Annotated in this window: 20 protein-coding genes; 6 read left to right on the top strand and 14 right to left on the bottom strand. The window is 72.0% G+C overall.

The annotated features are described in order from the left end of the window. Positions 1-92: 92 nt before the first annotated feature. The 3 genes from AC3RJ6_RS04385 (at position 93) to AC3RJ6_RS04395 (ending at position 2,887) form a co-directional block, all read left to right on the top strand. Positions 93-1,457, top strand: coding sequence for an aminotransferase class V-fold PLP-dependent enzyme (locus AC3RJ6_RS04385; RefSeq protein ID WP_491425646.1), 1,365 nt, complete (start codon positions 93-95; stop codon positions 1,455-1,457). A gap of 91 nt (positions 1,458-1,548) precedes the next feature. Beyond that, positions 1,549-2,364, top strand: coding sequence for a hypothetical protein (locus AC3RJ6_RS04390; protein ID WP_491425647.1), 816 nt, complete (start codon positions 1,549-1,551; stop codon positions 2,362-2,364). Between the two features lie 28 nt (positions 2,365-2,392). After that, positions 2,393-2,887: an FBP domain-containing protein gene (locus AC3RJ6_RS04395; protein WP_491425648.1), complete on the top strand. Its 495-nt coding sequence runs from the start codon at positions 2,393-2,395 to the stop codon at positions 2,885-2,887. A 144-nt stretch (positions 2,888-3,031) separates the two neighbouring features. Here the strand turns inward: AC3RJ6_RS04395 and AC3RJ6_RS04400 are convergent, their stop codons facing one another. The 3 genes from AC3RJ6_RS04400 to AC3RJ6_RS04410 all read right to left on the bottom strand — a co-directional run bounded on the left by AC3RJ6_RS04400 (position 3,032) and on the right by AC3RJ6_RS04410 (position 5,983). Next, positions 3,032-4,546, bottom strand: a complete 1,515-nt coding sequence (locus AC3RJ6_RS04400; RefSeq protein WP_491425649.1) for a hypothetical protein — start codon at positions 4,544-4,546, stop codon at positions 3,032-3,034. Positions 4,547-4,951: 405 nt separating this feature from the next. Continuing rightward, a complete protein-coding gene (locus tag AC3RJ6_RS04405) occupies positions 4,952-5,713 on the bottom strand; it encodes an SGNH/GDSL hydrolase family protein (protein ID WP_491425650.1) in 762 nt (253 codons plus the stop codon). Between the two features lie 81 nt (positions 5,714-5,794). Further along, positions 5,795-5,983 carry a DUF1918 domain-containing protein gene (locus AC3RJ6_RS04410; protein ID WP_491425651.1) on the bottom strand — a complete coding sequence of 63 codons (189 nt, stop codon included), beginning with the start codon at positions 5,981-5,983 and terminating at the stop codon, positions 5,795-5,797. Positions 5,984-6,128: 145 nt separating this feature from the next. Here AC3RJ6_RS04410 and AC3RJ6_RS04415 point away from each other — a divergent pair, with 145 nt between their 5' ends. Then, the gene (locus tag AC3RJ6_RS04415; protein ID WP_491425652.1) at positions 6,129-7,523 is read left to right on the top strand and encodes a GH1 family beta-glucosidase; all 1,395 of its coding nucleotides are present in this window, start codon (positions 6,129-6,131) and stop codon (positions 7,521-7,523) included. 167 nt (positions 7,524-7,690) lie between these two features. Here the strand turns inward: AC3RJ6_RS04415 and AC3RJ6_RS04420 are convergent, their stop codons facing one another. The 11 genes from AC3RJ6_RS04420 to AC3RJ6_RS04470 all read right to left on the bottom strand — a co-directional run bounded on the left by AC3RJ6_RS04420 (position 7,691) and on the right by AC3RJ6_RS04470 (position 23,000). Then, on the bottom strand, positions 7,691-12,031 hold the full coding sequence (locus AC3RJ6_RS04420; RefSeq protein WP_491425653.1) for an alpha-L-fucosidase: 4,341 nt from the start codon (positions 12,029-12,031) through the stop codon (positions 7,691-7,693). Between the two features lie 208 nt (positions 12,032-12,239). Next, positions 12,240-13,799, bottom strand: a complete 1,560-nt coding sequence (locus AC3RJ6_RS04425) for a PucR family transcriptional regulator (protein WP_491425654.1) — start codon at positions 13,797-13,799, stop codon at positions 12,240-12,242. Between the two features lie 233 nt (positions 13,800-14,032). Further along, on the bottom strand, positions 14,033-15,418 hold the full coding sequence (locus AC3RJ6_RS04430) for a kynureninase (protein WP_491425655.1): 1,386 nt from the start codon (positions 15,416-15,418) through the stop codon (positions 14,033-14,035). A gap of 209 nt (positions 15,419-15,627) precedes the next feature. Further along, positions 15,628-16,620: an amidohydrolase family protein gene (locus AC3RJ6_RS04435; protein WP_491425656.1), complete on the bottom strand. Its 993-nt coding sequence runs from the start codon at positions 16,618-16,620 to the stop codon at positions 15,628-15,630. A gap of 5 nt (positions 16,621-16,625) precedes the next feature. Beyond that, complete coding sequence (locus AC3RJ6_RS04440) at positions 16,626-17,165, bottom strand: 3-hydroxyanthranilate 3,4-dioxygenase (RefSeq protein ID WP_491425657.1); 540 nt, start codon at positions 17,163-17,165, stop codon at positions 16,626-16,628. Continuing rightward, complete coding sequence (locus AC3RJ6_RS04445) at positions 17,162-17,677, bottom strand: RidA family protein (RefSeq protein WP_491425658.1); 516 nt, start codon at positions 17,675-17,677, stop codon at positions 17,162-17,164. The genes AC3RJ6_RS04440 and AC3RJ6_RS04445 overlap by 4 nt, the downstream gene beginning before the upstream one ends. Then, positions 17,674-18,489: a 2-keto-4-pentenoate hydratase gene (locus AC3RJ6_RS04450; protein ID WP_491425659.1), complete on the bottom strand. Its 816-nt coding sequence runs from the start codon at positions 18,487-18,489 to the stop codon at positions 17,674-17,676. The genes AC3RJ6_RS04445 and AC3RJ6_RS04450 overlap by 4 nt, the downstream gene beginning before the upstream one ends. Further along, positions 18,486-19,601, bottom strand: coding sequence for a 4-hydroxy-2-oxovalerate aldolase (dmpG, locus tag AC3RJ6_RS04455; protein ID WP_491425660.1), 1,116 nt, complete (start codon positions 19,599-19,601; stop codon positions 18,486-18,488). The genes AC3RJ6_RS04450 and dmpG overlap by 4 nt, the downstream gene beginning before the upstream one ends. Then, positions 19,598-20,569 (bottom strand): acetaldehyde dehydrogenase (acetylating), encoded by a 972-nt coding sequence (locus tag AC3RJ6_RS04460; RefSeq protein ID WP_491425661.1) that lies wholly within the window; start codon positions 20,567-20,569, stop codon positions 19,598-19,600. The genes dmpG and AC3RJ6_RS04460 overlap by 4 nt, the downstream gene beginning before the upstream one ends. Then, a complete protein-coding gene (locus tag AC3RJ6_RS04465; RefSeq protein WP_491425662.1) occupies positions 20,566-21,495 on the bottom strand; it encodes a 2-keto-4-pentenoate hydratase in 930 nt (309 codons plus the stop codon). Before AC3RJ6_RS04465 ends, AC3RJ6_RS04460 begins: the two co-directional genes overlap by 4 nt. After that, the gene (locus AC3RJ6_RS04470) at positions 21,492-23,000 is read right to left on the bottom strand and encodes a 2-hydroxymuconic semialdehyde dehydrogenase (protein ID WP_491425663.1); all 1,509 of its coding nucleotides are present in this window, start codon (positions 22,998-23,000) and stop codon (positions 21,492-21,494) included. Before AC3RJ6_RS04470 ends, AC3RJ6_RS04465 begins: the two co-directional genes overlap by 4 nt. Positions 23,001-23,083: 83 nt before the next feature. Between AC3RJ6_RS04470 and AC3RJ6_RS04475 the strand changes: the two genes are divergently transcribed. After that, positions 23,084-24,028, top strand: a complete 945-nt coding sequence (locus tag AC3RJ6_RS04475; protein WP_491425664.1) for a LysR substrate-binding domain-containing protein — start codon at positions 23,084-23,086, stop codon at positions 24,026-24,028. Positions 24,029-24,265: 237 nt separating this feature from the next. Further along, positions 24,266-25,882: an LVIVD repeat-containing protein gene (locus AC3RJ6_RS04480; RefSeq protein WP_491425665.1), complete on the top strand. Its 1,617-nt coding sequence runs from the start codon at positions 24,266-24,268 to the stop codon at positions 25,880-25,882. Positions 25,883-25,885 lie beyond the last annotated feature (3 nt).

Here is a 25,885-nt window from a genome sequence, read left to right on the forward strand (position 1 = left end):
TGTTGCGCGGCGTGACGGCCCGCGACATCGAGGGTTGAGGCGGCCATGGGCGGCTCGTAGCCTCGACCCACCATCGCACCGAGGAGAGTCCAGTGATCGCCACCGACCAGGCCGCCGTCCGCCCCGCGCGCACGTCGGAGGCGGCGAGCATGATGGCCGGCTCGGCCCCCGCACTCCCCGACGGATCCACCGCGCTCGCGCTTCTCGCCGACGCCGGGCTCGAGGTACCCGTGCTCGGCGGCCGCACCGTGCGGCACGTCAACCTCGACGTCGCCGCCTCGGCGCCCGCGTTCGCCGTCGTGGCCGAGCAGGTCGCGCGAGTGCTGCCCTACTACGCGAGCGTGCACCGCGGCACCGGCTACCCGTCGCAGCAGACGACGGCGCTCGTCGAGGGCGCCCGTGCGACCGTCGCCCGCCATGTCGGCGCTCGCGACGACGATCTCGTCGTGTTCACCCGCAACACGACGGACGCGCTCAACCTGCTCGCGGCCGCGGTGCCGGGCGACACCGTGGTGCTCGACCTCGAGCACCACGCGAACCTGCTGCCGTGGCGCGACGGCGCCCGCCGCGTCGTCGTCGCGCGCCCGACGATCGCCGAGACCATCGACGCGCTCGACGCCGAGCTCGCCCGATGTCCCGCGGCGCTCCTCACCGTCACGGGCGCGTCCAACGTCACCGGCGAGGTGCTCCCGATCGACCGGCTCGCACGGATCGCCCACGCGCACGGCGCCCGCATCGCCGTCGACGCCGCGCAACTGCTGCCGCACCGCCGGGTCTCGCTCGAGGCATCCGGCATCGACTACCTCGCCTTCTCGGGCCACAAGGCCTACGCGCCGTTCGGGGCCGGCGCCCTCGTCGGCCGCGCCGACTGGCTCGACGCGGCGCCCGCCCATCTCGCCGGCGGCGGCGCGGTCGAAACGGTGCGGCTCGACCGCGTCGAGTGGAAGCACGGGGCCGCACGCCATGAGGCCGGCACGCCGAACGTCGTCGGCATCGTCGCCGTCGCCCGCGCGCTCACGGAGTTCGAGCGACTCGGCGAGGCCGCCCGCGAGGCGCACGAACGCGCGCTGACCGACCGCCTGCACGCCGGGCTCGCCGTGCAGCGCGGCATCCGCGTCGTGCGCGGGTTCGACGACGCCGACGACCGCCTCGGCATCGCGACGATCGAGCTCGAGCGCGGCTCGGTCGGCCTGCTCGCCGCCGCCCTCGGCGCCGAGCACGGCATCTCGGTGCGCGCCGGCCGATTCTGCGCGCATCCCTTCTTCGACCGGGTCGGCAGCCGGGCGAACGGACTGCGCGCGAGCGTCGGTGCGGGCTCGACGGCGGGCGACGTCGACCGCTTCATCGCGGCGCTCGCGAAGCTCATCGCCGACGGGCCGGCGCACGCGTACGACCGCGGACCCGAGGGCTGGCACCCCCTCGTCGACGACCGCCCGCGCCCCGCGTTCGCCTTCTGAGGCGTCCTGACGAGCGGTGTGCCTGAGCCGCCCGTCAACGGGGGCTGGCCGCGCGGATCGCCGCGGGCTAGCGTCGTCAGCGGAGGCTCCCGTGACGGGCGACGATGCTGAACTCGAGGCGCGTGCCGACGCGCTCAGGCGCGTCGTCTACGGAACGCCCGACGGCTACGAGACGGATGCCGCGACCGAACTCGAACGCGTCGAGGCCGAGCTGGCTCGCCGGGCCGAGGAGCGCCGCGCCGCGGCATCCCGCCCGCTCACGCCCGCCGCCGTCGCCGGATTCGGAGATTCCGGCGACACGCCGGGCCGAGCGGCCCCGGAGACGGCGCGTCGCGATGAATCTCCGAATCCGGCGACAGCGACGTCGGAGCCGCGGCGCCCGCCACGGCGCTGGCCCGCCGCGGTCGCGATCGCGGGGATGTTCGGCGTGTTCGGCGTCATCGCGGCGACGGCCATCGCCTCGCTGCTCGCCCCGCCGCGCGGGCTCGCGGTGTTCGACCGTCCGCAGCAGCCCGAGGACGAGAGCCTCGTCGTCGCGCTCGGTGCGCAGGCCGACACCGTGCGCAAGCTCGACGAGGTGTTCGGCCGCGGGTTCTGGGTCTACCTGAACGGCGCCGACCAGGTGTGCCTCTCGGTCGTGCCGATCGGCGGCACCAACCTCGTCGAGCGCGGCGAGTGCGCCTCGCGCGAGCGCTTCGCCGAGCACGGCATCGCCGTGCAGTACGTCGTGGCCGAGCTCGGCGAGCATCGTCCGGCCGGCTCGGGCGATCGCGACGTGGTCGTCGTCTCGTGGCTGCCCGACGCCGACGAGATCGACTGGGAGCTCGTGATGATCGACCCGCCCGAAGACAACCGCATGACCTACGAGGAGTGGTCGTCGGGTCACGACGACGGGACGCGTTCGTAGACTGGGGGAGTCGCACGAGGGGAGACCGATGCAGCCACTGGTCGAGTCCGACGTCAGGGCAGCGCTCGCGAATGCGAGCGAGACGGAGCTCGCCCAGCTCTCGCTGCCGGTGAAGTTCTTCGTGACCGAGTGGGCGCACCTCGACGCGTTCGCGTGGCGCGACCCGCGCATCGCCTCGCGCGGGTACCTCGTCACCGAGCTCGACGGCTCGCCCGCGGGGGTCGTGCTGCGGGCGTCCGAGCGCACCGGCTCGCGCCACCGCGCCGCGGTCTGCAACCTCTGCCACACGCACCAGCCCGGCGACCAGGTCGCGCTGTTCTCGGCTCGGCGCGCAGGCGAGGCGGGTGAGCGCGGCGACAGCGTCGGCACGTACATCTGCAGCGACCTCGCCTGCCAGGAGACCGTGCGGCTGGGTCGTCCGCCGGCGCCGTCGGAGGTGCTGCCGAGCGTCCACGAGCTCGAGCGCATCGAGGGGCTCGCGCGACGCACCAAGGCGTTCGTCGCCGACGTGCTCGGCGCGTAGGCGGCTCGCCTCTCGACCTCGAATGCCGGGGCGGATGCCGCTGCCCGCGTGCGACGCCTCGCTGGGGCATCCCGTCCGGGAGGCGACGGTGGGCGGCCCCGAAGGACCGCCCACCGTGCGACTGCGTCGAGATGCCGCGACGGGTTATCGCGCGTTGATCGTGTTCGACTGCACCGCGAACGAGACGTACTTCGTGGTGCCCGTGACCTTCACCGAGACCGACTTGCCCTTGGCCGACGACGGCACGAGGTAGGTCGACTTGGTCGCGCCCGACACGGCCTTGCCGCTGAGGTACCACTGGTACTTGACGTTCGTGGCGGTCTCGAGCGTGCCGAGCTTCGTCACACCGACCGACTTGCCGGCGACCGGGTTCGACGAGAGCAGCGCACGCGCCCAGCCGATGTAGGTGCCGTCGGCCGTGTGGTGCGTGTTCTTGTAGCTCGTGAGCGAGGCGACCTGGCCCTTGAGGGTCGTGATCTGGCCGTTGAGGCTCGTGATCGTGGCGTTGCGGGCGTCGAGCTGCGACTTCAGCGTCGTGATCTGGCCGTTCAGGTCGTTGATCTCGACGATGTTCGCCGTGATCTCCTCCTGCAGGCCGCTGATCTTGTCCTGAAGCTCGGTGACCTTCTCGAGCGCCGCGATCAGCTTGGTCGACCGCTCGGCGAGGGCGGCCTGCGCGTCGGCGAGTTCGGCGGCCTTGGCCGCGCCCGCCGCAGTGAGGTTCGCGACCTGCTGCTCGAGCCCGTCGACCTCGGCCTGGAGGTCCTCGATCGTCGCGTTCGCGGTTTCGAGCTGCCCGTTCAGGTCGTCGATCTGGTCGGTCTTCGCCGCGTTGTCGGTGGTCAGGTCCTCGATCGCGTCGTCCTTCGTGGCGGCCTCGGCCTTCAGCGCGTCGACCTCGCCGTGCAGCGTGGTGATCTCGCCCTTCAGCGTGGTGATCTCGGCGTTCTTGGTGGTGAGCTGGCCCTGCAGATCGGTGATCTGGCCGTTGAGCGGGCCGGTCGCCGCAGCGACGGCGACGGCGACGGCAGCGTCGAGGGCGGCCTGGTCGAACGGCGTGGTGTCGGCGTTGCCGAGCGGCACGGCGGTGCCGTTGTACGACAACGACGTGACCGTGCTCGTGCTCTCGGTCGTGGTGCCCTGGTGCAGGGCGATCGCACCGACGACGACATTGGTCCAGCCGGCGCCGCCGCCGTCCGCGAAGAACGAGAGGGCCTGCGGGTCGGACTGGCTGCCGGGGCCGCTCGCGATCTTGTTCGACCACCACTTGCCGTCTTCGAGGTCGGTGTACGCGCCCGTGTTGGGGTCGACGCCGTTCTGGTTCGCCTCCCACGTGACTCGCGCGTACGTCTTCTGGTCGGACTTCGTGACGAGCTGGAACGCCGGCGCGTACGACGTGCCGCCGGTCACCGTGTAGGCGAGGGAGTCGACGTCGGCGATGGGCTGGTTCACGATCCAGCCCATGTCGGCGGCCTTGTAGAAGACGAGCCCGTTCGTCACGTTGAGCGGGTTGGGCGAGTCGGTCTCGTCGTAGGGGGCGAAGCTCGGTGCATCCGCGGCGTACGCGGCCTGGGCCGAGAGTCCGGTCGCGCCGATGGCGAGTGCCGCGACGGCTGCGGTCGCGGTCCAGCGGGCGACGCGCGTGGTGTTCATCGTCATTGATTCCTCGTTCTGATCGGGTGGTTCACGCGACGACGCATCCACCGTCAGAACGGTGGATGCGTCTCGCGCGTGTGTGCTTCACCGTTCAGATGAGTGTCGGGGGCCGCCATCCACGGGAATGCCCTTCCATTCATGCACATGAGTTCATCGCGTGATCGTCCGGAGGTCGCCCCAATACGGGGGCCATGGTCCGTTTTCGATCGGCGCTCCTGAAGTGCGAATGCTCACTCGGCCTCGCCGTCGCCGTCGGCACGACCGGAAGCGGCGGCGCCTTCGCCGTGCTGGTCGCGGGCGCGTGGTATTCGGCGCGCAAGCCCGAATGCGGTGAGTTGCTCCGAGCCGAGCCGAGCCGAGCCGAGCCGAGCCGAGCCGGGCCGAGCCGAGCCGGGCCGAGCCGGTGCCTCAGCTCGGCGTGATGACCTCGAGCGTCGCGCGCTTCGCGACGCGCCCGTCGCCCGACGAGCGGCCGGTCAGTCGGCGCCCGATCCAGGGCAGCACGAACTCGCGGTAGTACGCGGCCGTGTTGCGGCTGCGCGGCCCGGCCGGTGCCGCGGCGACCTCGTCGACGCCCCACTCGGGCGGCACGGGCACGTCGAGCGCGGTGAGCACGTTCGAGGCGACGCGGGCGTGGCCGAGGGCGTTGAGGTGAAGTTTGTCGGGCGACCAGTACCGGATGTCGCGGAGCGCCCGGTCGTTGAAGTTGTCGACGAACGTGACGCCCTCGAGCGTGCCGAGGTCGACGAGTGCCGCAGTCAGCCGTGCGCCGCGGGCGTCGAAGACCTTGCCCATCGGCAGGTGGTCGGTCGGGTTCGCACCGCTCAGCATGAGTACGTGGATGCCGGCGTCGCGGATGCGGTGGATCGCGTCGCGGAACCGCGCGGCCGTCACCTGCTCGTCCATGCGGGGGCGCAGCATGTCGTTGCCGCCGCCGTTGAAGCTCAGCAGTTCGGGCTGCAATGCGATCGCGGCATCCAACTGCTCGTCGATGATGGGGCCGAGCTTGCGCCCGCGGATCGCGAGGTTCGCATAGCCGATCGGCTCGCGGGCATGCTGCGCGAGGCCGAGCGCCACGAAGTCGGCCCAGCCGCGCACGCTGCCGTCGGGCAGCTCGTCGCCCACGCCCTCGGTGAAGCTGTCGCCGATCGCCGCATACGAGTGGAACATGCCCTCCACGCTAGCGCGGCGCGAGGCCGAGGCATCCCGTCCGCCACGACGTGACGAGCACGAGGATGCCGCCGCAGGCGCTTACTCGGCGGCGTGCTCGACCTCGCAGTCGGCGCCCGGGTAGAGCAGGGTCTCATGCCCGTCGTCGAAGCGCACGAGGTACGGCGGCCCGCCGTTCTCGCCGCGCACCTCGAGGATCTCGCCGTGCCGGCCGGGCTGGCCGACCTGCTTTCCGTGGATGACGAGGCGTTCGCCCACCGTGGCCTGCATTGCAACCCCCTCCGACGGTTACAGCGTACGCCGGGGTGCGGGCGCGGAGAAGTGCTTCCGGGGCACGGCTTCGCCGGGTAGGGTGTCAGAACTGGGTCAAGCGTCCCAGTTCTTTCCGGTGTCAGTGAGAACAGCGAGGTTCACGATGGATGCTTCGAGCGCGCGTGCGGCGGGCCTGCCGCGATTCCCGCGGGGATTCCGCTGGGGCGCCGCGACCGCGGCCTTCCAGATCGAGGGGTCGACGACGGCCGACGGGCGCGGGCCGAGCATCTGGGACACGTTCACGGCCGAGCCGGGTCGCGTCGTCGACGGGTCGAACGCGCTCGTCGCGGCCGACAGCTACCGGCGCTACCCAGACGACATCGCGCTGCTCGCCGAGCTCGGTGCGACCGACTACCGGTTCTCGATCTCGTGGCCGCGCGTGCAGCCGGGCGGCTCGGGGCCGGCGAACGCGGCCGGGCTCGACCACTACGAGCGGTTCGTCGACGCGCTCGCCGAGGCCGGCATCGCCCCGCTCGCGACGCTCTACCACTGGGACCTGCCGCAGCCGCTCGAGGACGCCGGCGGCTGGCTCGTGCGCGACACCGCCTCGCGCTACGCCGACTACGTCGGACTCGTGCTCGACCGGCTCGGCGACCGCGTCGGCCGGTGGATCACGCTCAACGAACCGGCGATGACCACCCTCGAGGGGTACGCGCTCGGCACCCAGGCTCCGGGGCGCCGGCTCATGCTCGGCGCGCTGCCGACCGTGCACCACCAGTTGCTCGGGCACGGGCTCGCGGTCGCCGCGATCCGCGCTGCGGCGCCGTCTGCGGAGGTGGGCATCACCAACAACCACACGCTCGTCGTGCCCGCCTCGTCGGAGCCGGCCGACCTCATGGCGGCTGGCGCCTTCGACCTCGTCTACAACCGCATCTTCATCGACCCCGTGCTCACGGGCGCCTACCCCGACCTGTCGGCGTTCGGGCTCGAGACGTTCCCGGGGCTCGAGCCCGGCGACCTCGAGGTGATCTCGGCGCCGCTCGACTTCTACGGCGTCAACTCGTACAACCCGACCTACATCGCCGCGCCGGCCGAGGGGTCGGAGTTCGCGCTCGCCGGACTGCCGTTCGAACCGGTGGCGCCGCCGTCGGGTGTTCCCGTGACCGGATTCGACTGGCCCGTCGTGCCGTCGGCGTTCAGCGAACTGCTCGTGGGGCTCCGCCGCGACTACGGCGACGCGCTGCCGCCCGTCGTCATCACCGAGAACGGGGCCTCGTACGTCGACGAGGTCGTGCCCGGCACCGACGGCGCCGCCGCGGTGCACGACGACGAGCGCATCGCCTACCTCGACGGGCACCTGCGGGCCGTGGCCTCGGCGGTCGATGCGGGCGTCGACGTGCGCGGCTACTTCGTCTGGTCGCTCATGGACAACTTCGAGTGGGCGCAGGGCTACACGCAGCGGTTCGGCCTCGTGCACGTCGACTTCGAGACGGGCGAGCGCACGCGCAAGGACTCGTTCGGCTGGTACCGCGACCTCATCGCGGCGCAGGAGCGCTGAGGCGGGCGGCTCCGCCGCTTGGCCGCCGCGACCTCGGAGATCGTCACGATCTCGGACCGACCCTTCCCGAACCGGTCCGACCTCGTGGCGATCTCCGAGATCGTGGCGGCCCCCGACACGGCAGGGCCGGGGACGCGCGTGCCCCCGGCCCTGCCTCACCGACGGCCTCAGCCGCCCGTCGGCGTCCCGAGCACCTCGACCTCGGCGAGCGAGAGCGGCAGGGTGGTGGACTCGAGCTGGATGCGCACGTAGCGTCCGGTCGCCCCGTCGGGGAGATCGATGACCGACGGGCGGCCGGCCTGCTCGGCGACACGGATCGCGACCCCGGCCTCGGCGCGGGCGTCGGCGAGCGAGCTCGCGGTGAACGGCTCGTCCGACGTCATCACCCAGTAGTTCGAGAGCCGCTCGCCGCAGCAGTCGGTGCGGTTGTAGATCTCGACCCGGTCGAGCTCGGCGCTCGCACCGAGGTCGACCTGCCACCAGGCCTCCGTCGACGGCTCCGAGGTGTGGGTGACCGAGTTGCCCGAGAAGGCGCCGTTGCGGTTGCCGTCGACGGCCCGCGCGGGGACGCCGTCCCAGGCGGTGCTCGACTGCGTCGCCGGCTTGCCCTTGGCGAGATTCGGCAGCGCGATCTTGACGGTCGCGCCCGCCGAGGTCGAGACGCCGCTCATCGTGGTCGTGACGACGATGCGTCCGCTCGCGGCGTCGGCGCCCGCGGGCACCGAGATCGTGATGGGAACGACGTACGACTCGCCGGGGTCGAGTGCGGGCACCGACGCGGTGCCCGCGGTCACGGTCCAGCCGTCGGGGCCGGTGATCTCGACCTCGGCCTTCGCCGACCGCTCCGACGACGTGTTCGCGACGACGGCCGAACCGACGACCGTCGTTCCGCGCTGCACGGCCTCGGGCACGCGCACCGTCGTCCGCAGCAGGCTGTCGACGCCCCGAGTCGAGATCTCGAAGGTGAACGCGTGCGTCGACGTCGTGGCCTCGGCGCCCTCCTGCGGCATCTCGATCTCGATCTCGCCGGCGTCGTTGCGCCGCCAGTCGAGTGCCGTCCCGTCGCCGCCCAGCAGCTCGACCGTCGTGTCGTCGCCGAACGGCAGGTCGGCCCCGAGGGTCAGCCGCTCACCCGGCCAGTCGAGTGCGGTGGCGTAGAGCGATCCGTCGCGCTGCGTGTACCGCACGGGCACGTCGGCGGCGGGCTCGTCGGCGCGGTTCCAGTAGGTCGTGCCGTAGATCGCCTCGCCGTTCACGTCGAGCCAGGCGCCGATGTCGCGCAGCCGCTCGGCCTGCAGCTCGGGGATGGTGCCGTCGGCCTTCGGGCCGACGTCGAGCAGCAGGTTGCCGTTCTTGCTCACGATGTCGACGAGCGACTCGACGAGCTGGTCGCTCGTGAGGTAGTCCTCGATCGGCTCGTTCTGGTTGTAGCCGTACGAGTGCGCGATGCCGCGGCTCGACTCCCACTTGTTCGTGTCGATGTCGGGCTTCACGGTGTACTCGGGCGTCTGGAAGTCGAGCTCGGTCGAGTCGAGGGCGCCGGAGTCGATCTTGCAGCGGTTGGCGACGGCGACGCCCTTCGGCTCCTCGCGGTTCTTCGCCTGGTTGTAGTACTCGGCGATGACGCCCGCGGTCTTCCAATAGGAGGCGGGCTTCTCCCACTGCCCGTCGCACCAGAGGATGTCGGGGTCGTACTTGTCGATGAGCTCGCGCATCTGCGGCAGCATGTAGCCGTCGACGTAGTTCACCCCGGCCGGGGCGCCGGTGTACGGCACCTCGGCGCCCGTGTACGGGTTGCGGGCCGGCTTGCCGGTGTACGCCGGGTTGTACCACTCGTAGAGGGAGTAGTAGAAACCGGCCTTCAGGGCGCCGTCCTCGCGCGCCGCCGAGAACAGCTCGCCGGCGAGGTCGCGCTGCGGCCCGAGGTCGACGGTGTCGCGACCGCTCACGTCGCTGTCCCAGAGCGCGGTGCCGTCGTGGTGCTTCGAGGTGAGCACGAAGTACTTCGCACCCGCGTCCTTGAAGAGGTCGACCCAGGCCTTCGGGTCGAACTCCTCGGCCTTCCAGTCCTCGATGAACCGGTCGTACGGCACATCGGCGCCGTACGTCGCCTTGTGGTACTGGTTCGTCGCCGACCCGTTGGAGTTCATGTAGTTCCAGTACCACTCCGCGTAGGAGCCGCGCGGTCCCCAGGCGGGCACCGAGTACGGACCCCAGTGGATGAAGATGCCGAACTTGTCGTCGTCGAACCACTCGGGGCTGTCGTGCGAGTTGAGCGACGCGGTCGACGCCGTGTAGTCCCATGCGGGCACGTCGTACCCGCCGAACCAGTCGGCGACCTGGTTACCGTCGAGCGCCTCGTCCCACGTCGTGAGCTCGTCGAGGTCGCCGCGCAGGCTCGCCGTCGGCGTCCCCACCGAACGCATCGGCAACGGGATCGACGCGCCGACCCGGCCGACCCGGCTGCCGTCGGCGTACAGCGTCGTCTCGCCCTCGGTCGCGACCCAGGTGAGGTTCACCCAGCGGCCGATCGGCAGCGTGAACTCGAACGAGTGGTCGGCGACGCCGTACTCGGTGAAGCCCACCTTGCCGGTGCCGGCCTGGCGCAGCTTCAACGCGCCGTACTTCGAGCTCAGCAGCACCTGGTCGGCCGTCTCGGCAGAGAGCTTCACCCAGGTCGACACCGTCCACGGCTCGGCGACGTCGACGCCGCCGAATCCGACGCCGTCGCGGTTGTGGTCGAAGCGGAACGCCTCGCCCTTCACGCCGTCGTCGACGAGGGTCGGATTGTTGATGATGTAGGTCGATCCGGGCAGTTCGCCCGCGGCATCCTCGGCGAAGATCGTGTTGCCGGGGCTGCCCGCCCACGTCCAGCCCGACGGATAGTCGGCCTCGTCGAACGTCCAGCGGTGCGACGGCTCGCCGTCGTCGACCCGTTCCGGCGCATCGGGCGTCGTGAGCCCGGCCGGGTCGGCGAGCGCGCCGAACCGCGCGGTGAACGCGGCGAGGTCGTCGGGTGTCGCCGAGCCGTTCCACGAGCGGTCGGCGAGCACCGCCCGGGGCAGTGCGCTCAGCTGCTCCCAGTACGCGTCCTCCGACCAGAAGTTGTAGTCGGCCCAGTGCGGCATGCCCGAGCCGAGCATGTCGGCCTCCGTGTTCGGCGCCCACTCGTCGTACATCCACGCGGTGTCGGGGTAGAGGTTGTGGTAGTTGTTCGGCGTCAGGTAGAACGGCCCGATCGCGATCTCGTCGTGCCCGGGAACGGCCGGGCCGGCGCCGGTGCCCTCCCACGTGAGGTCGACCACCGAGGCGTTGAGGTCCTGCTTCGGCGTCGACATGTGCTCGACCCCGTTGTAGATCGCGGTGCGCGCGCCGTTCTCGGTGATGACCTCGTCGAGCGTGTTGATGTAGCGCGTCAGCATGTCGCCGAGGGAGTCGATCTCGGGATCGTCCGCGATCGCGTTCGCGACCCGGGGGCAGTTCGCGAGCTGGCCCGGCAGTTCGTCGGCGCCGATCGAGAAGAGCGGTGCGTCGAACCACGACGAGAACTCGTCGACGATCTCGGCGGTCTTCGCGACGGCCTCGTCGCTCGTCATGTCGATGATCCAGTCGGGCGTGAGGTGCGAGTGCGTGTGCGCCTGCGTGCATGCACCCTCGCCCGAACCGAAGCCGATGTCGAACGCCTCGCTGATGACGGTCGCGTGACCGGGCACGTCGATGCCGCCCATGAGCTGCACGTGCTGCTCGGCCGCGAGCGCCTTCAGCCGGTCGATGTCGTCACGGCTGTACGAGTGCTCGGGGTCGGCGAGGCCCGGGAACTTCTCGCTGTACAGCCGGAAGCCCTCGGAGTCGGAGAGGTGCAGGAACAGCGTGTTGAGCCGCAGCTGGCCCATGCGGCGCAGCAGGTTCTCGAGCGATTCCATCGACCAGTGCTTGCGCCCCGCGTCGAGCTGGATCATGCGCACGGCCTGCGTCGGCACGTCGGTCGCGGTCGCCTTCGGGACATCGCGGTGGTCGTCGTCGGCCTCGAGCAGCTGCACCAGGGTGCGGGAGCCGTAGAAGAGGCCGTTCGTCGTCGCGGCCTCGATGACGATGGGCCCGTCGCTCGACCAGCGATACCCCTCGGCGCCGAGCGCCTCGTCGTCGACGAGGCGGAGCACGATGTCGCCGGCGCCCGCGTCCTTCACCTCGCCGGTGGCCTTGAGCGGCAGCCCCGTGAGCTCGCGCAGCTCGGCGCCCAGGCGCTTCGAGAGGTCCTGCGTGATCTCGCCGACCGGGCCGGGGAACGCCGCCTCGCCGGCCGGCCGCAGCGCGAGGTCGCGCGAGGGGCCGTCGACGAGCAGCCGGGAGGAGCGGGTCAGCGCGACGGTGCCGTCACCGGCGGTCCAGTCCGTGGGACGCGGGATGACGGCATCGATTCCGGTCGGGCCGGGCGGCGCCGCCGTGATCGATCGAACATCGGGAACCGCGTTCGCCGGTGCGGCGACGATGGCCGCTGCTCCGATCATTGCTCCGATGATTGAGGTGGAAATCAGGGTCTTCATTGGCCGGATTCGCATCATCGCGGTCTCCTTGGTAGGGAAAGATAGGATGACCGTAGCGACTCACCGCCACAGCGGCAAGGGTTTGCGTGACGGAATCTGAATGTGAAGAACGCTTTTCGCGCAGAATTCGTCAGTGTGGTGCGACAGCGGAGTCGACGCCGTGCGCCCGCTCCTACTCGACCGCGAGCAGCGCCGCCCACAGGTCGGCGCGCGCGTGGAATCCCGAGAGGTCGCGCCCGAGCAGCCGTTCGGCGAGCGCGATGCGGCTGCGCACGGTGTGCCGGTGCACGCCGAGCTCCTGCGCCGTCGCATCGAACTGGCCGCCGTGCTCGAGCCACGTGCGCGTCGTCTCGACGAGGGTCGTGCCGTTCGCGGCGTCGTGCTCGGTGAGCGGGGCGAGCGTCGCGAGGGCGACCGCCCGGGCGTCGGTGCGCGCGAGGAACGCGAGCACGCCCTGCCGGCTGATCTCGTCGAAGTTGACGACGCCCGCACCGCTCTCGCGGGCCCGGTCGAGCGCCCGCAGCGCCTGCTCGTGGGCCTGCGGCACGCCCGCGTCGGGCACGGGATCGGAGACGCCCACGGGCAGCTCGAACTCGGCGGCGAGCTCTTCGGCGACCGGGGCGTCGGCCTCCTCGACGATGAGCACGAAGCGCTCGTCGTCGCGGCCGAAGAACAGGCGGCCGCCGCGCTCCTCGACGCGCAGCTCGAGCAGCTCGGTCATGCGGTCGACCTGGGCTGGGGCATCCGTCACGATGACGCGCACCGGCGCTTCGGGAAGCGGGCCCCACATCTCGGCCGAGACGCGCTCGGCCAGTGCCGTGTCGCCGTCGAGGATGCCGCGCAGGAGGCCCGATCGCAGGTGGCCGCGCGCGCGGTCGAGGTCGCGGTTCTGCTCGAGGGCGAGCCCGGCGAGGGCGATGACCGAGTTCACCACCTCGCGGCCCGCGGCGTCGAGCTCGGCGGAGTCGCCGATCGCGAGCACGCCGCGCAGCGATCCGCCGCCGCCGAGGGTCTGGAGGGTCATGCGCTGCGGGGCGTCGGTCGACTCGGCGGCGAGCAACGTGCGGCTCGCGCGCTGGCCGCGGCGCAGCATCGAGCGCGCCTCGCCGACGACCTCGCCGAGGGCGGGCTGGGGGAGTCCGTCGACCGGTGCCTCGCGGTCGAGCGAGCCGGTCGCGTCGATGAGCCCGACCCACGCGCCGAGGCGGTGCGACAGCTCCGCGAGCGTCGCCGACAGCCCGTCGGGGCGGAGCGCGGCGAGCGAGATCGCGCGCTGCGCGGCGAGGGCCCAGGCCTGGCGCGCGTACGCGTCTTCGGCGATGAGGTCGGCGACCGTGCGGGCGATCGCGATGAACGGCACCCGGTAGGGCACCTCGAAGAGCGGCAGGCCCTGCGCCGTGCACGCGGCGACGAGGGCGTCGGGCGTGCCCGCGCGGATCACCTCGGTGCCGAAGCCGAGCGCGGCGATGCCGGTCTCGCGCAGGCGGGCGACGTACGCCTCGGCGAACCCCGCGTCGCCGGGCTCGTCGCCCACGACGCCCTCGGCGAACTGCGTGCCGGTCGTCAGCAGCACGTGGCCGGCGTCGAGGAACGGCGTCGGGTCGGCGAGGTCGGAGCTGTGCGCCCAGACGACCGGCACGTCGAGCGCGCCGTCGGGCAGCGACGCGGCGGGCGTGAGGAGGCCGAGCGCGAGCTCCGGGTGGGACAGCAGGGTCTGCACGGTGGGCTTCATGCGGCGCGCCTCGGATCGGTGGGTTACCCGCCCGGCGCGGTGTACACGCCGGCGAACATCATGCCCTGAGTGTACACATCGTCGTCGAGGCATCCCGCTGTGTTTCGCCCCGTGCCTGCCGCGCATTCGTCACGCGGATGCGACTGCAGGAAGAACTGCGGACACGCCGCCGCGAGGCGGGCGACACGCCGCGATGTCGGCAGAAGTTCCTCCGCCTGCGACGACCGGCCGCGTCAGGTGACCGCGCCGCGACGGGCGAAGCGCTCGTCGCGCCACGCACCGGTCTCGAGCACCTCCTCGAGCACGGCGACGGCGTCCCAGACGTCGGTGTGCGAGACGTAGAGCGGCGCGAACCCGAACCGCATGAGGTCGGGCGCGCGGAAATCGCCGATCACGCCGCGCTCGATGATCGCCTGCATGACCGCGTAGCCGTCGGCCGCCTCGGGCAGGCCGGGCGCAGAGCCCGCACCGCCGAACCGCAGCGCGACCTGGCTGCCGCGCCGCGCCGACTGCCGCGGCGAGACCACCTCGACGCCGAAGCGTGCGAGCCGCGCGTCGACGAGCGAGATGAACAGCTCGGTGAGGCGCAGGCTCTTCTCGCGCAGCGCCTCGAGGTCGACCTCGTCCCAGATCGCGAGGCTCGCCTCGAGCCCGGCGACCGAGAGCAGCTGCGGCGTGCCGACGCGGAACCGGGTGATGCCCTCGGCCGGTGCGTAGTCGATGCCGAAGTCGAACGGGCGGGCGTGCCCGTGCCATCCGGTGAGGGCGGGCCGGGCATCGGCCTGGTGGCGCCCGGCGACCCAGATGAACGAGGGCGAGCCGGGTCCGCCGTTGAGGTACTTGTAGGTGCAGCCGATCGCGAAGTCGGCGTCGGCCCCGTTGAGGTCGACGGGCACGGCCCCGACCGAGTGGCAGAGGTCCCACACCATGAGCGCGCCGGCCTCGTGCACCCGCCGGGTGACCTCGGCCAGGTCGTACATGCGTCCGGTGCGGTAGTTGACGTGGGTGAGCACGACGACCGCGACGTCGTCGCCGAGCACCGCGTCGAGGTCGGCCTCGCCGTCGATGAGCCGGCGGTCGAGCGCCGCGCCGCCCGTGGTGCGCGCGTCGCCGTCACCGACGCCGCTGGTGCCGCCGATGCCGCCGGCGCCGCCCACGCCGCCGGCGCCGCTGCCCGCGAGCTCCTGCACGCTCTCGAGGATGTAGAGGTCGGTCGGGAAGCTGCCCCGCTCCGACACGATGACGCGCCGCTCGGGTCGCAGCCGCGCGGCCGCGATCGCGACCTGGAAGAGGCTCGCCGACGTCGAGTCGCCCAGCACGACCTCGCTCGCCGCCGCGCCGATGAGCGGTGCGATGCGGTCGCCGAGCACGCGCGGCTTGTCGAACCAGCCCGCGTCGTTCCAGCTGCGGATGAGCCCCGTGCCCCACTCCTCGCGGATGACCCGCTCGACGTGCGCCGGCGTCGACCGCGGCAGGGCGCCGAGCGAGTTGCCGTCGAGGTAGACGACCCCCTCGGGCGGGTCGAACCGCTCGCGGAACGCGGCGAGCGGGTCGGCGGCGTCGAGGTCGGCGCACGTCGCGCGGTCGATCGAGTGCTGGGTGGATGTCGCGAGGCTCATGTGCGCTCTCCGTGGTGGTGTTTCGGGGTGATGGTCTTCCCGAGAGTGCACTCGTGGCCCGGATTCGGGCGACGAGTGCACTTTCGGCGCTGGTGATTCGGTGTGGAGTGCCGAGCGCGGTACCGAGTGTGCAGTCGTCGCCCGAATCCGGGGCCGCAACTGCACTCTCGGCGCCGGGCGTGGTTCGTGAGGCGTCCCGCGGGCCGCGCTCAGCGCCCCAGGAACCGCAGCGCGTTGCCGCGCCGGATCGCCTCGGCTTGTTCGTCGGTGAGGAACGAGGCGCGATCGACGACCGCCCCGACGGGGCGCTCACCGAGCGGGTAGGGGTAGTCGCTGCCGACCATGACCTGCCGGGCGCCGAGGGTGTCGACGAGCAGCCGCAGCGCGGCCGGGTCGAACACCACTGAGTCGACGCTGAACCGGTCGAGGTAGGCCGACGGCGGCCGCTCGCTGACGCCGATGAGGTCGCGCCGCTGGTGCCAGGCGTTCTCGAACCGGCCGAGCCAGAACGCGAACGACCCGCCGCCGTGCGCGAAGGCGATGCGCAGCGACGACGGCACGCGGTCGAACACGCCGCCGAGGATCATCGAGATGATCGAGAGGTGGGTCTCGGCGGGCATGCCGGCGAGCCAGCGCGCCATCCAGCGGTCGAGCCGGGGCGAGCCCGGCATGTCCCACGGGTGCACGAACACCGGGATGGACTCGGCGGCGCAGTGCTGCAGGAAGGTGACGATGCCCTCGTCGTCGAGGTCGCGGTCGCCGACGTGGTTGCCGATCTCGACACCCGCATGCCCCGAGGCGATCGCGCGCGAGGCCTCGGCGCACGCCGCATCCGTGTCCTGCAGCGGCACCTGTGCGAACGGCACGAACCGGTCGGGCGCCGGCGCGCACACCTCGAGCGCGAGGTCGTTGAAGATGCGCGCGACCTTGACGGCCTCGTCGGCCGCGGCGCCGTAGGAGAAGAACACCGGGGTCGGTGAGACGACCTGCAGCTCGACGCCGTCGGCGTCCATGTCGGCCAGGCGCGCCTCGGCGTTCCAGCAGCGATCGTCGATGCGACGGAACTCGGCCGAGCCGAGCATGATCGTCGCCTCGCGCTCGGAGTCCACCCGCAGCGACGGCCAGACGCCGGGCCCGACCTCGGTGGCGAGGTCGGGCCAGGCGTTCGGCACGAAGTGCGTGTGGACGTCGATCGTGCCCAACGGGTTCAGCCCTTGCCGGGGTGGACGGTGCCGCACTTCGGGCACGTCCGACCCTCTTCGCTCTCGTAGAACTCGCGGAAGACGGGCGGCAGGTCCTCGACGATGTCGCGCACCTGCAGCTCGACCTCGTGCACCTTCTCGTTGCAGTTCGGGCAGAACCAGGCGAACTTCTCGAGCGTGCCCTCCTCGCGGATGCGCTCGATGACGATGCCGATCGAGCCGGCCTCGGGGCGCTGCGGCGAGTGGTACACGTTGCCGGGCAGCAGCCACATCTCGCCCTCGCGGATGTCGATGCGCTGCATCCCGTCCTGCGTCTGGATGTTGACGTGCATGTTGCCGCGGTACTGGTAGAACCACTCCTCGTACGGGTCGAAGTGGAAGTCGGTGCGCTGGTTCGGCCCGCCGACGACCTGCACGATGAAGTCGTTCATGGGGATGAACGCCTGCTTGTTGTTGACCGGCGGCTTGAGCAGGTGCTCGTGCTCCGTGATCCAGGCCGGGAAGTCGATGACCGGCGGAACGGTGAAGGGGCGGATGTTGCTCATTTCTCCTCCTCGAGAGTGGCGGTAGTGGGAACGGTTCGGGTCTCGGATGCCTCGGGCGAGCCGGATGCCGCGGCCGGGGGTGAGTCGGATGACGCGGCGGGGCGTCGCGCGATCGCCTGGATCTCGATGCGCAGGTGCGGGTGCGGCAGCTGGTGCACGGCGACGGTCGTGCGGGCGGGTCCGCCCTCGTCGAAGTACTCGGCCCACACGGCGTTGTACCCGGCGAAGTCGTTCATGTCGACGAGGTAGCTCGTCGCCTGCACGAGGTCGGCGAGCTCGCAGCCGGCCTCGGCCAGGATCTCGCGGATGTTCTCGATCACCGCACGGGTCTGCACGGCGATGTCGAGGCGCGTCGCGCCGAACTCGTCGGCGTCGGCGCCGGCGATCGTGTTGTCGGGCCGTCTGCTCGACGTGCCCGACACGAAGACGAGGTCGCCCGACACGCGCGCGTGCGGGAACCGGCCGCGCGGGGTGGCCTTGCCGGTGACGAGGATGCCTCTGCCGTCGGTCATCGCGCACCGCCTTCGCCGTTCGCGGCGACGGCGGCTGCGCCGCCCGTGCGCACCGACACCTCGCCGAGCCCCGCGACGTGCGCCGTGACGACGCCACGTGCGGGCAGCGGCACCGCGACCGTCGCGGCTCCGGCGAGCAGCACCATGCCGGCGCGCAGCGCGAAGCCGTGCGCGCGCGCCAGCCGGAGGGCGGCGTCGAGCGCGCGCACGGGGTCGCCGAGGATCGCGGCGGTCGAGCCGGCCTGCGCGAGCCGGCCGTCGATCTCGAGGCGCACCGCCCGGTTGTCGAGACCTCCGAGCGCGTCGGGCGAGCGCCACGGCCCGACCGCGAAGGCCGCGGCCGAGGCGTTGTCGGCCACGACGTCGTCGAGGCTGAACGTGAAGTCGCGGTAGCGCGAGTCGATGATCTCGAGCGCCGGCGCGACCCCGGCGATGGCGCCGATCACGTCGGACGCGGGCCGCGCCCGGTCGTCGAGGTCGTCGCCCAGGAGGAACGCGACCTCGGGCTCGATGCGGGGGTGGATCGCCGTCGACACGTCGAACACCCCGCCGTCGTCGAGCCGCATGGCGTCGGTGACGGTGCCGATGATGACGTCGTCGACGCCCATCTGCTGCGCCTTCGCACGCGACGTGAAGCCGAGCTTCAGGCCGGCGATGCGCTCGCCGCGGGCGACCCGCCGCGCGATCAGCGCGTGCTGGGTGGCGTACGCGGCGTCGAGGCCGATCGCCGCGTCGGCCGCGAGCTGCGAGGTCGGCGACGCGGTGCGCTGGGCGCGGTCGAGGGCCGCCGCGAAGGCCGAGGCGGCGGTCACGCCGCACCTCCGGCACCGGCCGCGACCGAGGCGCTCTCGTCGATCCGTTGAGCCGTGGCGCGCGCCTCGACGAGGTCGAGCGCGACGTCGACGATCATGTCCTCCTGGCCGCCGACCATGCGGCGCTCGCCGAGCTCGACGAGGATGTCGCGGGCATCGAGCCCGTGTCGCGCGGCGGCGCGCTCGGCGTGCAGCAGGAAGCTCGAGTACACGCCCGCGTAGCCGAGCGTGAGGGTCTCGCGGTCGACCCTGACGGGGCGGCGCTGGAGGGGGCGGACGAGTTCCTCCGCGGCATCCTGCAGGGTGAAGAGGTCGCAGCCGTGTTCGAAGCCGCTGAGGTCGGCGACGGCGACGAACGCCTCGATCGGGCAGTTGCCGGCGCCGGCGCCCTGCCCCGCGAGCGAGGCGTCGACGCGGTAGGCGCCGTGCTCGACGGCGGTCACGCTGTTGGCGACGCTCAGCGAGAGGTTCTCGTGCGCGTGGATGCCGATCTGCGTCTCGGGCGCGAGCACCTCGCGGTACGCGTCGACGCGCGCCGCGACATCCCGCATCGTGAGCCGGCCGCCCGAGTCGGTGACGTAGACGCAGTGCGCGCCGTACGACTCCATGAGCCTCGCCTGCGCGGCGAGCCCCTCGGGGGAGTTCATGTGGCTCATCATGAGGAAGCCCGACACGTCCATGCCGTGTTCGCGCGCCCAGCCGATGTGCTGCGCGGCGACGTCGGCCTCGGTGCAGTGGGTCGCGACGCGCACGCTCGCGACGCCGAGGTCGCGTGCGCGGGCGAGGTCGTCGATCGTGCCGATGCCCGGCAGGATGAGGGTCGTGAGCTTCGCCCGGTCGAGCACCGACGCAGCGGCCTCGATCCACTGCCAGTCGGTGTGCGCGCCCTGCCCGTAGGCGACGCTCGAGCCGCCGAGGCCGTCGCCGTGCGCGACCTCGATCGCGTCGACGCCCGCAGCCTCGAGGGCGCGCGAGATGTCGCGCACCTGGTCGAGCGTGTAGCGGTGCGCCATCGCGTGCATGCCGTCGCGCAGGGTGACGTCCTGCACGTAGATCTTCGGGCCGGCGGCGGGGCGGGATGCCGTGTCCGGGGTCTCGACGGTGGAGGTCATGCGGTCGCTCCCTGGGGCTCGGCGCTCGCCCGTTCGGCGGTCGCACGTTCGGCGAAGAGTCGCTCGGCGGTGCGCAGTGCCGCCGAGGTCATGATGTCGAGGTTGCCCGCGTACTCGGGCAGGTAGTGGCCGGCGCCCGCGACCTCGAGGAGGACGGTGACGCGCGTGCCGCGGAACGGACGGTCGAGCGCGGGCACGTAGGGCTCGTCGACGGCGTCGAACTGCACCTGCTGCTTGAGCCGGTAGCCGCCGACGTAGCCCTGCACGTCGGCGACCATCGCGTCGACCGAGGCGCGCACGGCGGCCTCGTCGAGCGGGGCGGCGTCATCGTGCTCGACGAGGCAGTACACGGTGTCGCGCATGATGAGCGGCGGTTCGGCGGGGTTGAGCACGATGATCGCCTTGCCCCGCTCGGCACCGCCGATGACCTCGAGCGCACGCGCGGTGGTCTGCGTGAACTCGTCGATGTTCGCCCGGGTGCCGGGGCCCGCCGAGCGCGACGAGATCGACGCGACGATCTCGGCGTAGGCGACGGGCGCGACGCGCGAGACGGCCGCGACCATCGGCACGGTCGCCTGGCCGCCGCACGTCACCATGTTGACGTTCGCAGCGGTGAGGTGCTCGCCGAGGTTCACGACGGGCACGACGTAGGGGCCGATCGCGGCGGGCGTGAGGTCGACCATGATGCGGCCGGCGTCGCGCACGAGTGCGTCGTTGCGTGCGTGCGCGCCCGCGCTCGTCGCGTCGAAGACGAGCTCGACACCCGCGAACTCGGGCATCGCGACGAGGCCGTCGACGCCCTCGTGGGTCGTGGCGACGCCGAGCCGGCGCGCGCGGGCGAGTCCGTCGGAGTCGGGGTCGATGCCGGCCATCGCGACGACGTGCAGGGTCTGCGAGAGGCGCTTGACCTTGATGAGCAGGTCGGTGCCGATGTTGCCGGATCCGATGATGGCGACGCCCGTCGTCATGCTGCGGCTCCTTCCGTGGGGGCGGTGGTGGTGGATGCCGCGGCAGGGGCGGCCGCGATGAAGTCGGCGCGAACCTCGCCGAGGCCGGCGAGGCGGGCGTGGAAGACCCCCTCGGTCGCCGCGACCATGGGGCCGAGCGCGCCCGAGAGGATGACCTCGCCGGCGCGGAGCGGCCGGCCGTGCCGGGCGACCGCGCGTGCGAGCCACGCGACGGCGATGACGGGGTTGCCGAGGCAGGCTGCGCCCGACCCGGTCGAGACGGGCTCGCCGCGGTGGTCGAGGCGCATGCCGACGCCCGCGAGGTCGAGCCCGTCGAGCCGGTGCGGCGTCGTGCCGAGCACGAGCGCCCCGCTCGACGCGTTGTCGGCGATCGTGTCGGTGATGCGGATGTCCCAGCCCGCGATGCGGGAGTCGACGACCTCGATCGCGGGCAGCACGAAGTCGGTCGCGCGGATCACGTCGGCGACGTGGGTCGTGGGGGAGTCGAGGTCGCGGCCGAGCACGAACGCGACCTCGGCCTCGACGCGCGGCTGCAGGAACCGACCGAGGTCGACGGGCTCGCGGTCGGCGAAGACCATGTCGTCGAGCAGCACGCCGTAGTCGGGGGTGTAGACGCCGAACTGCGCCTGCACGGCGGGCGAGGTGAGCCCGATCTTGCGGCCGACGACGCGACGTCCGGAGGCTGTGAGCCGGTCGATGCCGAGCGACTGCACGGCGTAGGCCGCGTCTTGGTCGACCTCGCCGATGAGCTCGCGCACGGGGGCGCACGCGACGCCCGTCAGCGCGGCGCCGCGGAGGCGTTCGTCGGCCGCCAGCCACGAGGCATCCGCCTGCTGCGAGACCGCACGCTCCTTCGAAACCGGCGCGCCCGCGGCATCCGCCACCGTGTCGTCGCCCGGCCAGGCCGGCGTCGCCTGCCCGCTCACAGCTGCACGCACACGTTCGTCGGCTCGGTGTAGAACTCGAGCGAGTGGCGGCCGCCCTCGCGGCCGACGCCCGAGAGCCCGACGCCGCCGAAGGGGCTGCGCAGGTCGCGCAGGTACCAGGTGTTCACCCACGACATGCCGACGCGCATGCGCTGCGCGACGCGGTGGCCGCGGGTGAGGTCGCTCGTCCAGGTGACGGCGGCGAGCCCGTAGTCGGTGTCGTTCGCGAGCGCGATCGCCTCCTCCTCGGTGTCGAAGGGTACGAGCGCGGTGACCGGTCCGAAGACCTCCTCGCGCATCGTGCGGTGGGAGTTGTCGAGGCCCGTCCACAGCGTGGGCTCGATCCACGAACCGCCGTCGAGGCCGTCGCCGAGGGTCGGCACGCCGCCGCCGGCGAGCACCGTCGCGCCCTCTTCGCGGGCGAGCTCGAAGTAGCCGAGCACCTTGTCCCGGTGCGCCTGCGAGATGAGCGGGCCGGTCGTCGTCGCCGGGTCCTCGGGGCGACCGAGCCGGAGGCGCGCGGCCTGCTCGGCGAGGCCAGCCGCGACGTCGGCGAAGACCGACCGCTCGACGTAGATGCGCTCGGTGCAGAGGCACACCTGGCCCGTGTTGAGGTAGGTCGAGCGGGCGAGGCCCGCGACCGCCGCGTCGAGGTCGGCGTCGGCGAACACGACCGCCGCGTTCTTGCCGCCGAGCTCGAACGAGACCGGCCGCACGCGCGGGGCCACGGCCCGCATGATCGCCGAGCCGGTCGACGACTCGCCCGTGAAGGTCACGCCGTCGATGCCCGGATGCCTCGTGAGGAACTCGCCCGCCGACCGGGTGCCGAACCCGTGCACGACATTGACGACGCCGGCCGGGACGCCCGCCTCCACGAGGATCTCGGCGAGCAGCGTCGCCGACGACGGCGTCTCCTCCGAGGGCTTGACGACGACCGTGTTGCCCGCCGCGAGGGCGGGGGCGAGCTTCCAGGTGAGCAGCAGCAGCGGCAGGTTCCACGGCACGATCACCGCGACGACGCCGAGGGGCTTGCGCACCGCGTAGTTGAGGGCGCGCCGCCCGTCGGGCATCTCGGTGAGGAACGAGTCGAGGCCGGCCGACGAGACCGTGTCGGCCGCGGCGCGGAAGTTCGCGGACGCCCGGGCGACGTCGAGGTCGCGGGCGAGGGTCTCGGGCTTGCCGGTGTCGCCCACCTCGGCGGCGACGAGCTCGTCGGCGCGGCGGTCGATGACGTCGGCGACGCGGCGCAGCAGACGGGTGCGGTCGGCGACCGTCATGCGGCCCCACGGGCCGTCGAGCGCCGCGCGGGCCGCGGCCACCGCACGGTCGACCTCGTCGGCGCCGGCCTCGTGCACGACGGCGACGATCGAGCCGTCGACGGGGTTCGTCTTCTCGAAGCCGCGCACGCCGTCGACGGGCTCGCCCGCGATGAAGTTGCGGAGCCGGTTCGGGGCGGGCGGAGCGGCGGGAGCCGCGACCGCCGACGTCGTCGTCTGCGTTGGCATGGATTCAGGCTAGGAACGCAGAGGGATGCCGACAAATACTCTCTTGCTGCGCTGCCATGCCCTTTCGGCTATAGTCCTGCGGCATGGCCACCGATCGCCTCCTGGACGGCCGGCTCAAGATCCGGCATCTCGTGCTCGTCACCACCATCGCCGACGAGGGCACGCTCGTGCGCGCCGCCGAAGCGCTGCACATCACCCAGCCCGTCGTGACCCGAGGATTGCGCGAGGCCGAGGAGATCCTCGGCGTGCCCCTCTTCGAGCGGTTGCCGCGCGGCGTGACGCCGACCGAGTACGGCCGGCCGTTCATCGAGCGGGCCCGATCGGTGCTCGCCGAGCTGCGCGTCGCGGGCGAGGAGGTGCGGCTGCTGCAGTCGGGCCAGCTCGGCACCGTGACCGTCGGCACGCACCTCGCCGGCTCGAACCTGCTGCTGCCGCGGGCGATCGCAGGACTCAAGCAGGAGCATCCCCGCCTCACCGTCGTCGTGCGCGAGGGTACGCCCGACACCCTGCAGCAGCTGCTGCTGAGCGGCGACCTCGACCTCACCGTCGGGCGGCTCTCGCCGACCGTGCCCGTGCGGCTCGAGCAGGAGCGCCTGCACCAGGAGCCGATCCGGCTCGTCGCGCGGGCCGGGCACCCCGTGCACCACCGGTCGACCGCGCTCGCCGACCTCGTCGCGTACCCGTGGATCTTCCCCGTGGCCCAGACCGCGCTGCGCGCCGAACTCGAGGCCGTGTTCTTCCACGAGGGGCTGCCGCTGCCGGCCGACCGCGTCGAGTGCACCTCGATGCTGACGCTGCGCAACCTGCTCGTGACGACCGACGTGATCGCCGCGCTGCCCATGTTCATCGCGGTCGACGACAAGGAGCTGCGCATCCTGCCGACGCAGCTGAGCTCGATCCGTCGCTCGGTCGGCGTCACGATGCCGAAGGACCGGACGCCGTCGGCCGCCGCGGCCGCGCTGCTCGCCCACCTGCGCGAGGAGGGCGCCCGGCTCGCCGAGTTCGAGCGGGCTTCGGTGGTCGAATAACGACGAACGCTCGGTCGGTCGAGTAGCGCGAAGCGCGTATCGAGACCACCGTCCGCGGCATCCGTGGTCTCGATACGGCGCTGCGCGCCTACTCGACCGACGGAGGGGACGGTATGCCCGTCCGGTCATGGCTTCGAGCCGTATAGATATTGGACAGCATCGCTGGGTCGGGATGACGCTGAATCTACGACGCCCCCGCGTCCGACGATCTCACTCACTGCTGCCAATGGAGGCGACATGGCCGGCTCACCGTACGTTCCCCACGCGAAGAAGTACCGCCCCGAGGACTTCCAGCGAGTGGCCGGCGAACCGAGCGACCCCGAGCCCGGCACGTGGGGCATGCAGCCCGACGGCACCTTCCTGCCGCCGGCGTCGACCCCGTCGGTGCCCCGCGACGTCTTCGTCGACTGGCCCGGCCAGCTCGACTACCGCGACCCCGAGACCTACGCGCTCAACGCGACCGCCGAGGCGTTCTACCCGATCGTCGTGAACACGAGCCACTCGTGGCAGTGCATCTACGACTGGGACGGCACGCGCTACATGCTGCACTACGGCGGCGGCAACCACTGGAAGCTCTACGACATCACCGACCCGCGCGACCTGCAGATCGTCGACGAGGAGCAGTGGGGCTGGGACGACCCCCGCCCGCAGTTCGGCGCCACCACGGTGCAGTACAACGAGCAGCTCGGCAAGCACATCGCGATCCAGGCGTCGGAGACGCCCCGCTACTTCCTCAAGGGTCGCGTCGCCAACAAGTGGACCGACGACACCGTCGAAGGGCAGCTGCTCGAGTGGGAGGGCCTGCGCGGCTTCCGCACCTGGGAGATGAACGGGCCGAGCCCTCGCGACTGGACGCTCCTCACCGAGGTCTCGACCGACCCGAACCACGGGCCCGACGAGGTCCAGGAGGGCAACGGCGTGCTCGACCTGCCCGTGTACTACGGCGACAAGTACCTCTTCGTCGCGACGGCCCCCGACAACACGTTCACAAACCAGCCCTACAAGACCACGCTGTGGGCGGCGGGCCACGCCGCCTACGACGTCAGCGACCCCGCGAAGCCCGAGCTGCTCTCGCAGTGGTGGGTGCCCGGCACCCGCGCCGGCGAGGAGGCCGACTCGGAGTACCTCGAGGGCAACGACCGGTGGAACAACAAGACGAGCTGGTTCGGCTCGCGCATGGGCGTCTTCATGCCCCGTTCGGTCGAGTCGGGCTACCGCTACGCGTACGCGGCCCAGGGCGGCCAGGGCTTCTTCGTGCTCGACGTCTCCGACCCGGCGAACATCCACCACGTCGGCTGGTGCGCCCTGCCGACGAGCGTCGCCGGCACCGAGGGCGACAACGTCGACACGACCCAGGTCGAGGAGACGGGCTACGTCTACGTCTCGGGCTACCCGATGAACACCGACTGCTACGAGCCGGCGAAGGAGATCTACCAGATCGACGTGAGCGACCCCACGCAGCCGAAGGTCGTGCGCACCCTGCCCCGTCCGCTGCCGCCGGCTGAGGCGAAGTTCACCGACTGGGCGCAGCGCCGCGGCTCGTTCGGGCCGAAGCGCTCGGGCTACTTCACGAACACCGGCACGCCGCACGGCGGCGTCATCCCCTACGCGTTCTACGCCGCGGGCCTGCAGATCTTCGACGTGCGCGACCCCGAGGACCCGAAGGTCGGCGCCTACTTCGTGCCGCCGATGGGCCTCAAGGACGACGACGACCTCGCCGCACCCGTGCACGGCATCTTCGTCGAGTGGGACCGCAACCTCATCTGGCTGTTCGCGAACCACGGCATCTACGCGGTGTCGACGCCGCTGCTCGGCGAGCCCGTCACGGGCCTGCCGGCGAACGCGGGGGAGTGAGCG

The organism is Agromyces cucurbitae, from assembly GCF_058349945.1.

What these genes read in the sequence shown, in the direction of transcription:
- AC3RJ6_RS04395 (WP_491425648.1), top strand. Translation starts at nt 2,393, where the DNA reads ATGCAGCCACTGGTCGAGTCCGACGTCAGGGCAGCGCTCGCGAATGCG.
- AC3RJ6_RS04460 (WP_491425661.1), bottom strand. Translation starts at nt 20,569, where the DNA reads ATGACGACGGGCGTCGCCATCATCGGATCCGGCAACATCGGCACCGAC.
- AC3RJ6_RS04480 (WP_491425665.1), top strand. Translation starts at nt 24,266, where the DNA reads ATGGCCGGCTCACCGTACGTTCCCCACGCGAAGAAGTACCGCCCCGAG.
- AC3RJ6_RS04475 (WP_491425664.1), top strand. Translation starts at nt 23,084, where the DNA reads ATGGCCACCGATCGCCTCCTGGACGGCCGGCTCAAGATCCGGCATCTC.
- AC3RJ6_RS04445 (WP_491425658.1), bottom strand. Translation starts at nt 17,677, where the DNA reads ATGACCGACGGCAGAGGCATCCTCGTCACCGGCAAGGCCACCCCGCGC.
- AC3RJ6_RS04415 (WP_491425652.1), top strand. Translation starts at nt 6,129, where the DNA reads ATGGATGCTTCGAGCGCGCGTGCGGCGGGCCTGCCGCGATTCCCGCGG.
- AC3RJ6_RS04440 (WP_491425657.1), bottom strand. Translation starts at nt 17,165, where the DNA reads ATGAGCAACATCCGCCCCTTCACCGTTCCGCCGGTCATCGACTTCCCG.
- AC3RJ6_RS04430 (WP_491425655.1), bottom strand. Translation starts at nt 15,418, where the DNA reads ATGAGCCTCGCGACATCCACCCAGCACTCGATCGACCGCGCGACGTGC.
- AC3RJ6_RS04400 (WP_491425649.1), bottom strand. Translation starts at nt 4,546, where the DNA reads ATGACGATGAACACCACGCGCGTCGCCCGCTGGACCGCGACCGCAGCC.
- dmpG (WP_491425660.1), bottom strand. Translation starts at nt 19,601, where the DNA reads ATGACCTCCACCGTCGAGACCCCGGACACGGCATCCCGCCCCGCCGCC.
- AC3RJ6_RS04470 (WP_491425663.1), bottom strand. Translation starts at nt 23,000, where the DNA reads ATGCCAACGCAGACGACGACGTCGGCGGTCGCGGCTCCCGCCGCTCCG.
- AC3RJ6_RS04420 (WP_491425653.1), bottom strand. Translation starts at nt 12,031, where the DNA reads ATGATCGGAGCAGCGGCCATCGTCGCCGCACCGGCGAACGCGGTTCCC.
- AC3RJ6_RS04425 (WP_491425654.1), bottom strand. Translation starts at nt 13,799, where the DNA reads ATGAAGCCCACCGTGCAGACCCTGCTGTCCCACCCGGAGCTCGCGCTC.
- AC3RJ6_RS04405 (WP_491425650.1), bottom strand. Translation starts at nt 5,713, where the DNA reads ATGTTCCACTCGTATGCGGCGATCGGCGACAGCTTCACCGAGGGCGTG.
- AC3RJ6_RS04410 (WP_491425651.1), bottom strand. Translation starts at nt 5,983, where the DNA reads ATGCAGGCCACGGTGGGCGAACGCCTCGTCATCCACGGAAAGCAGGTC.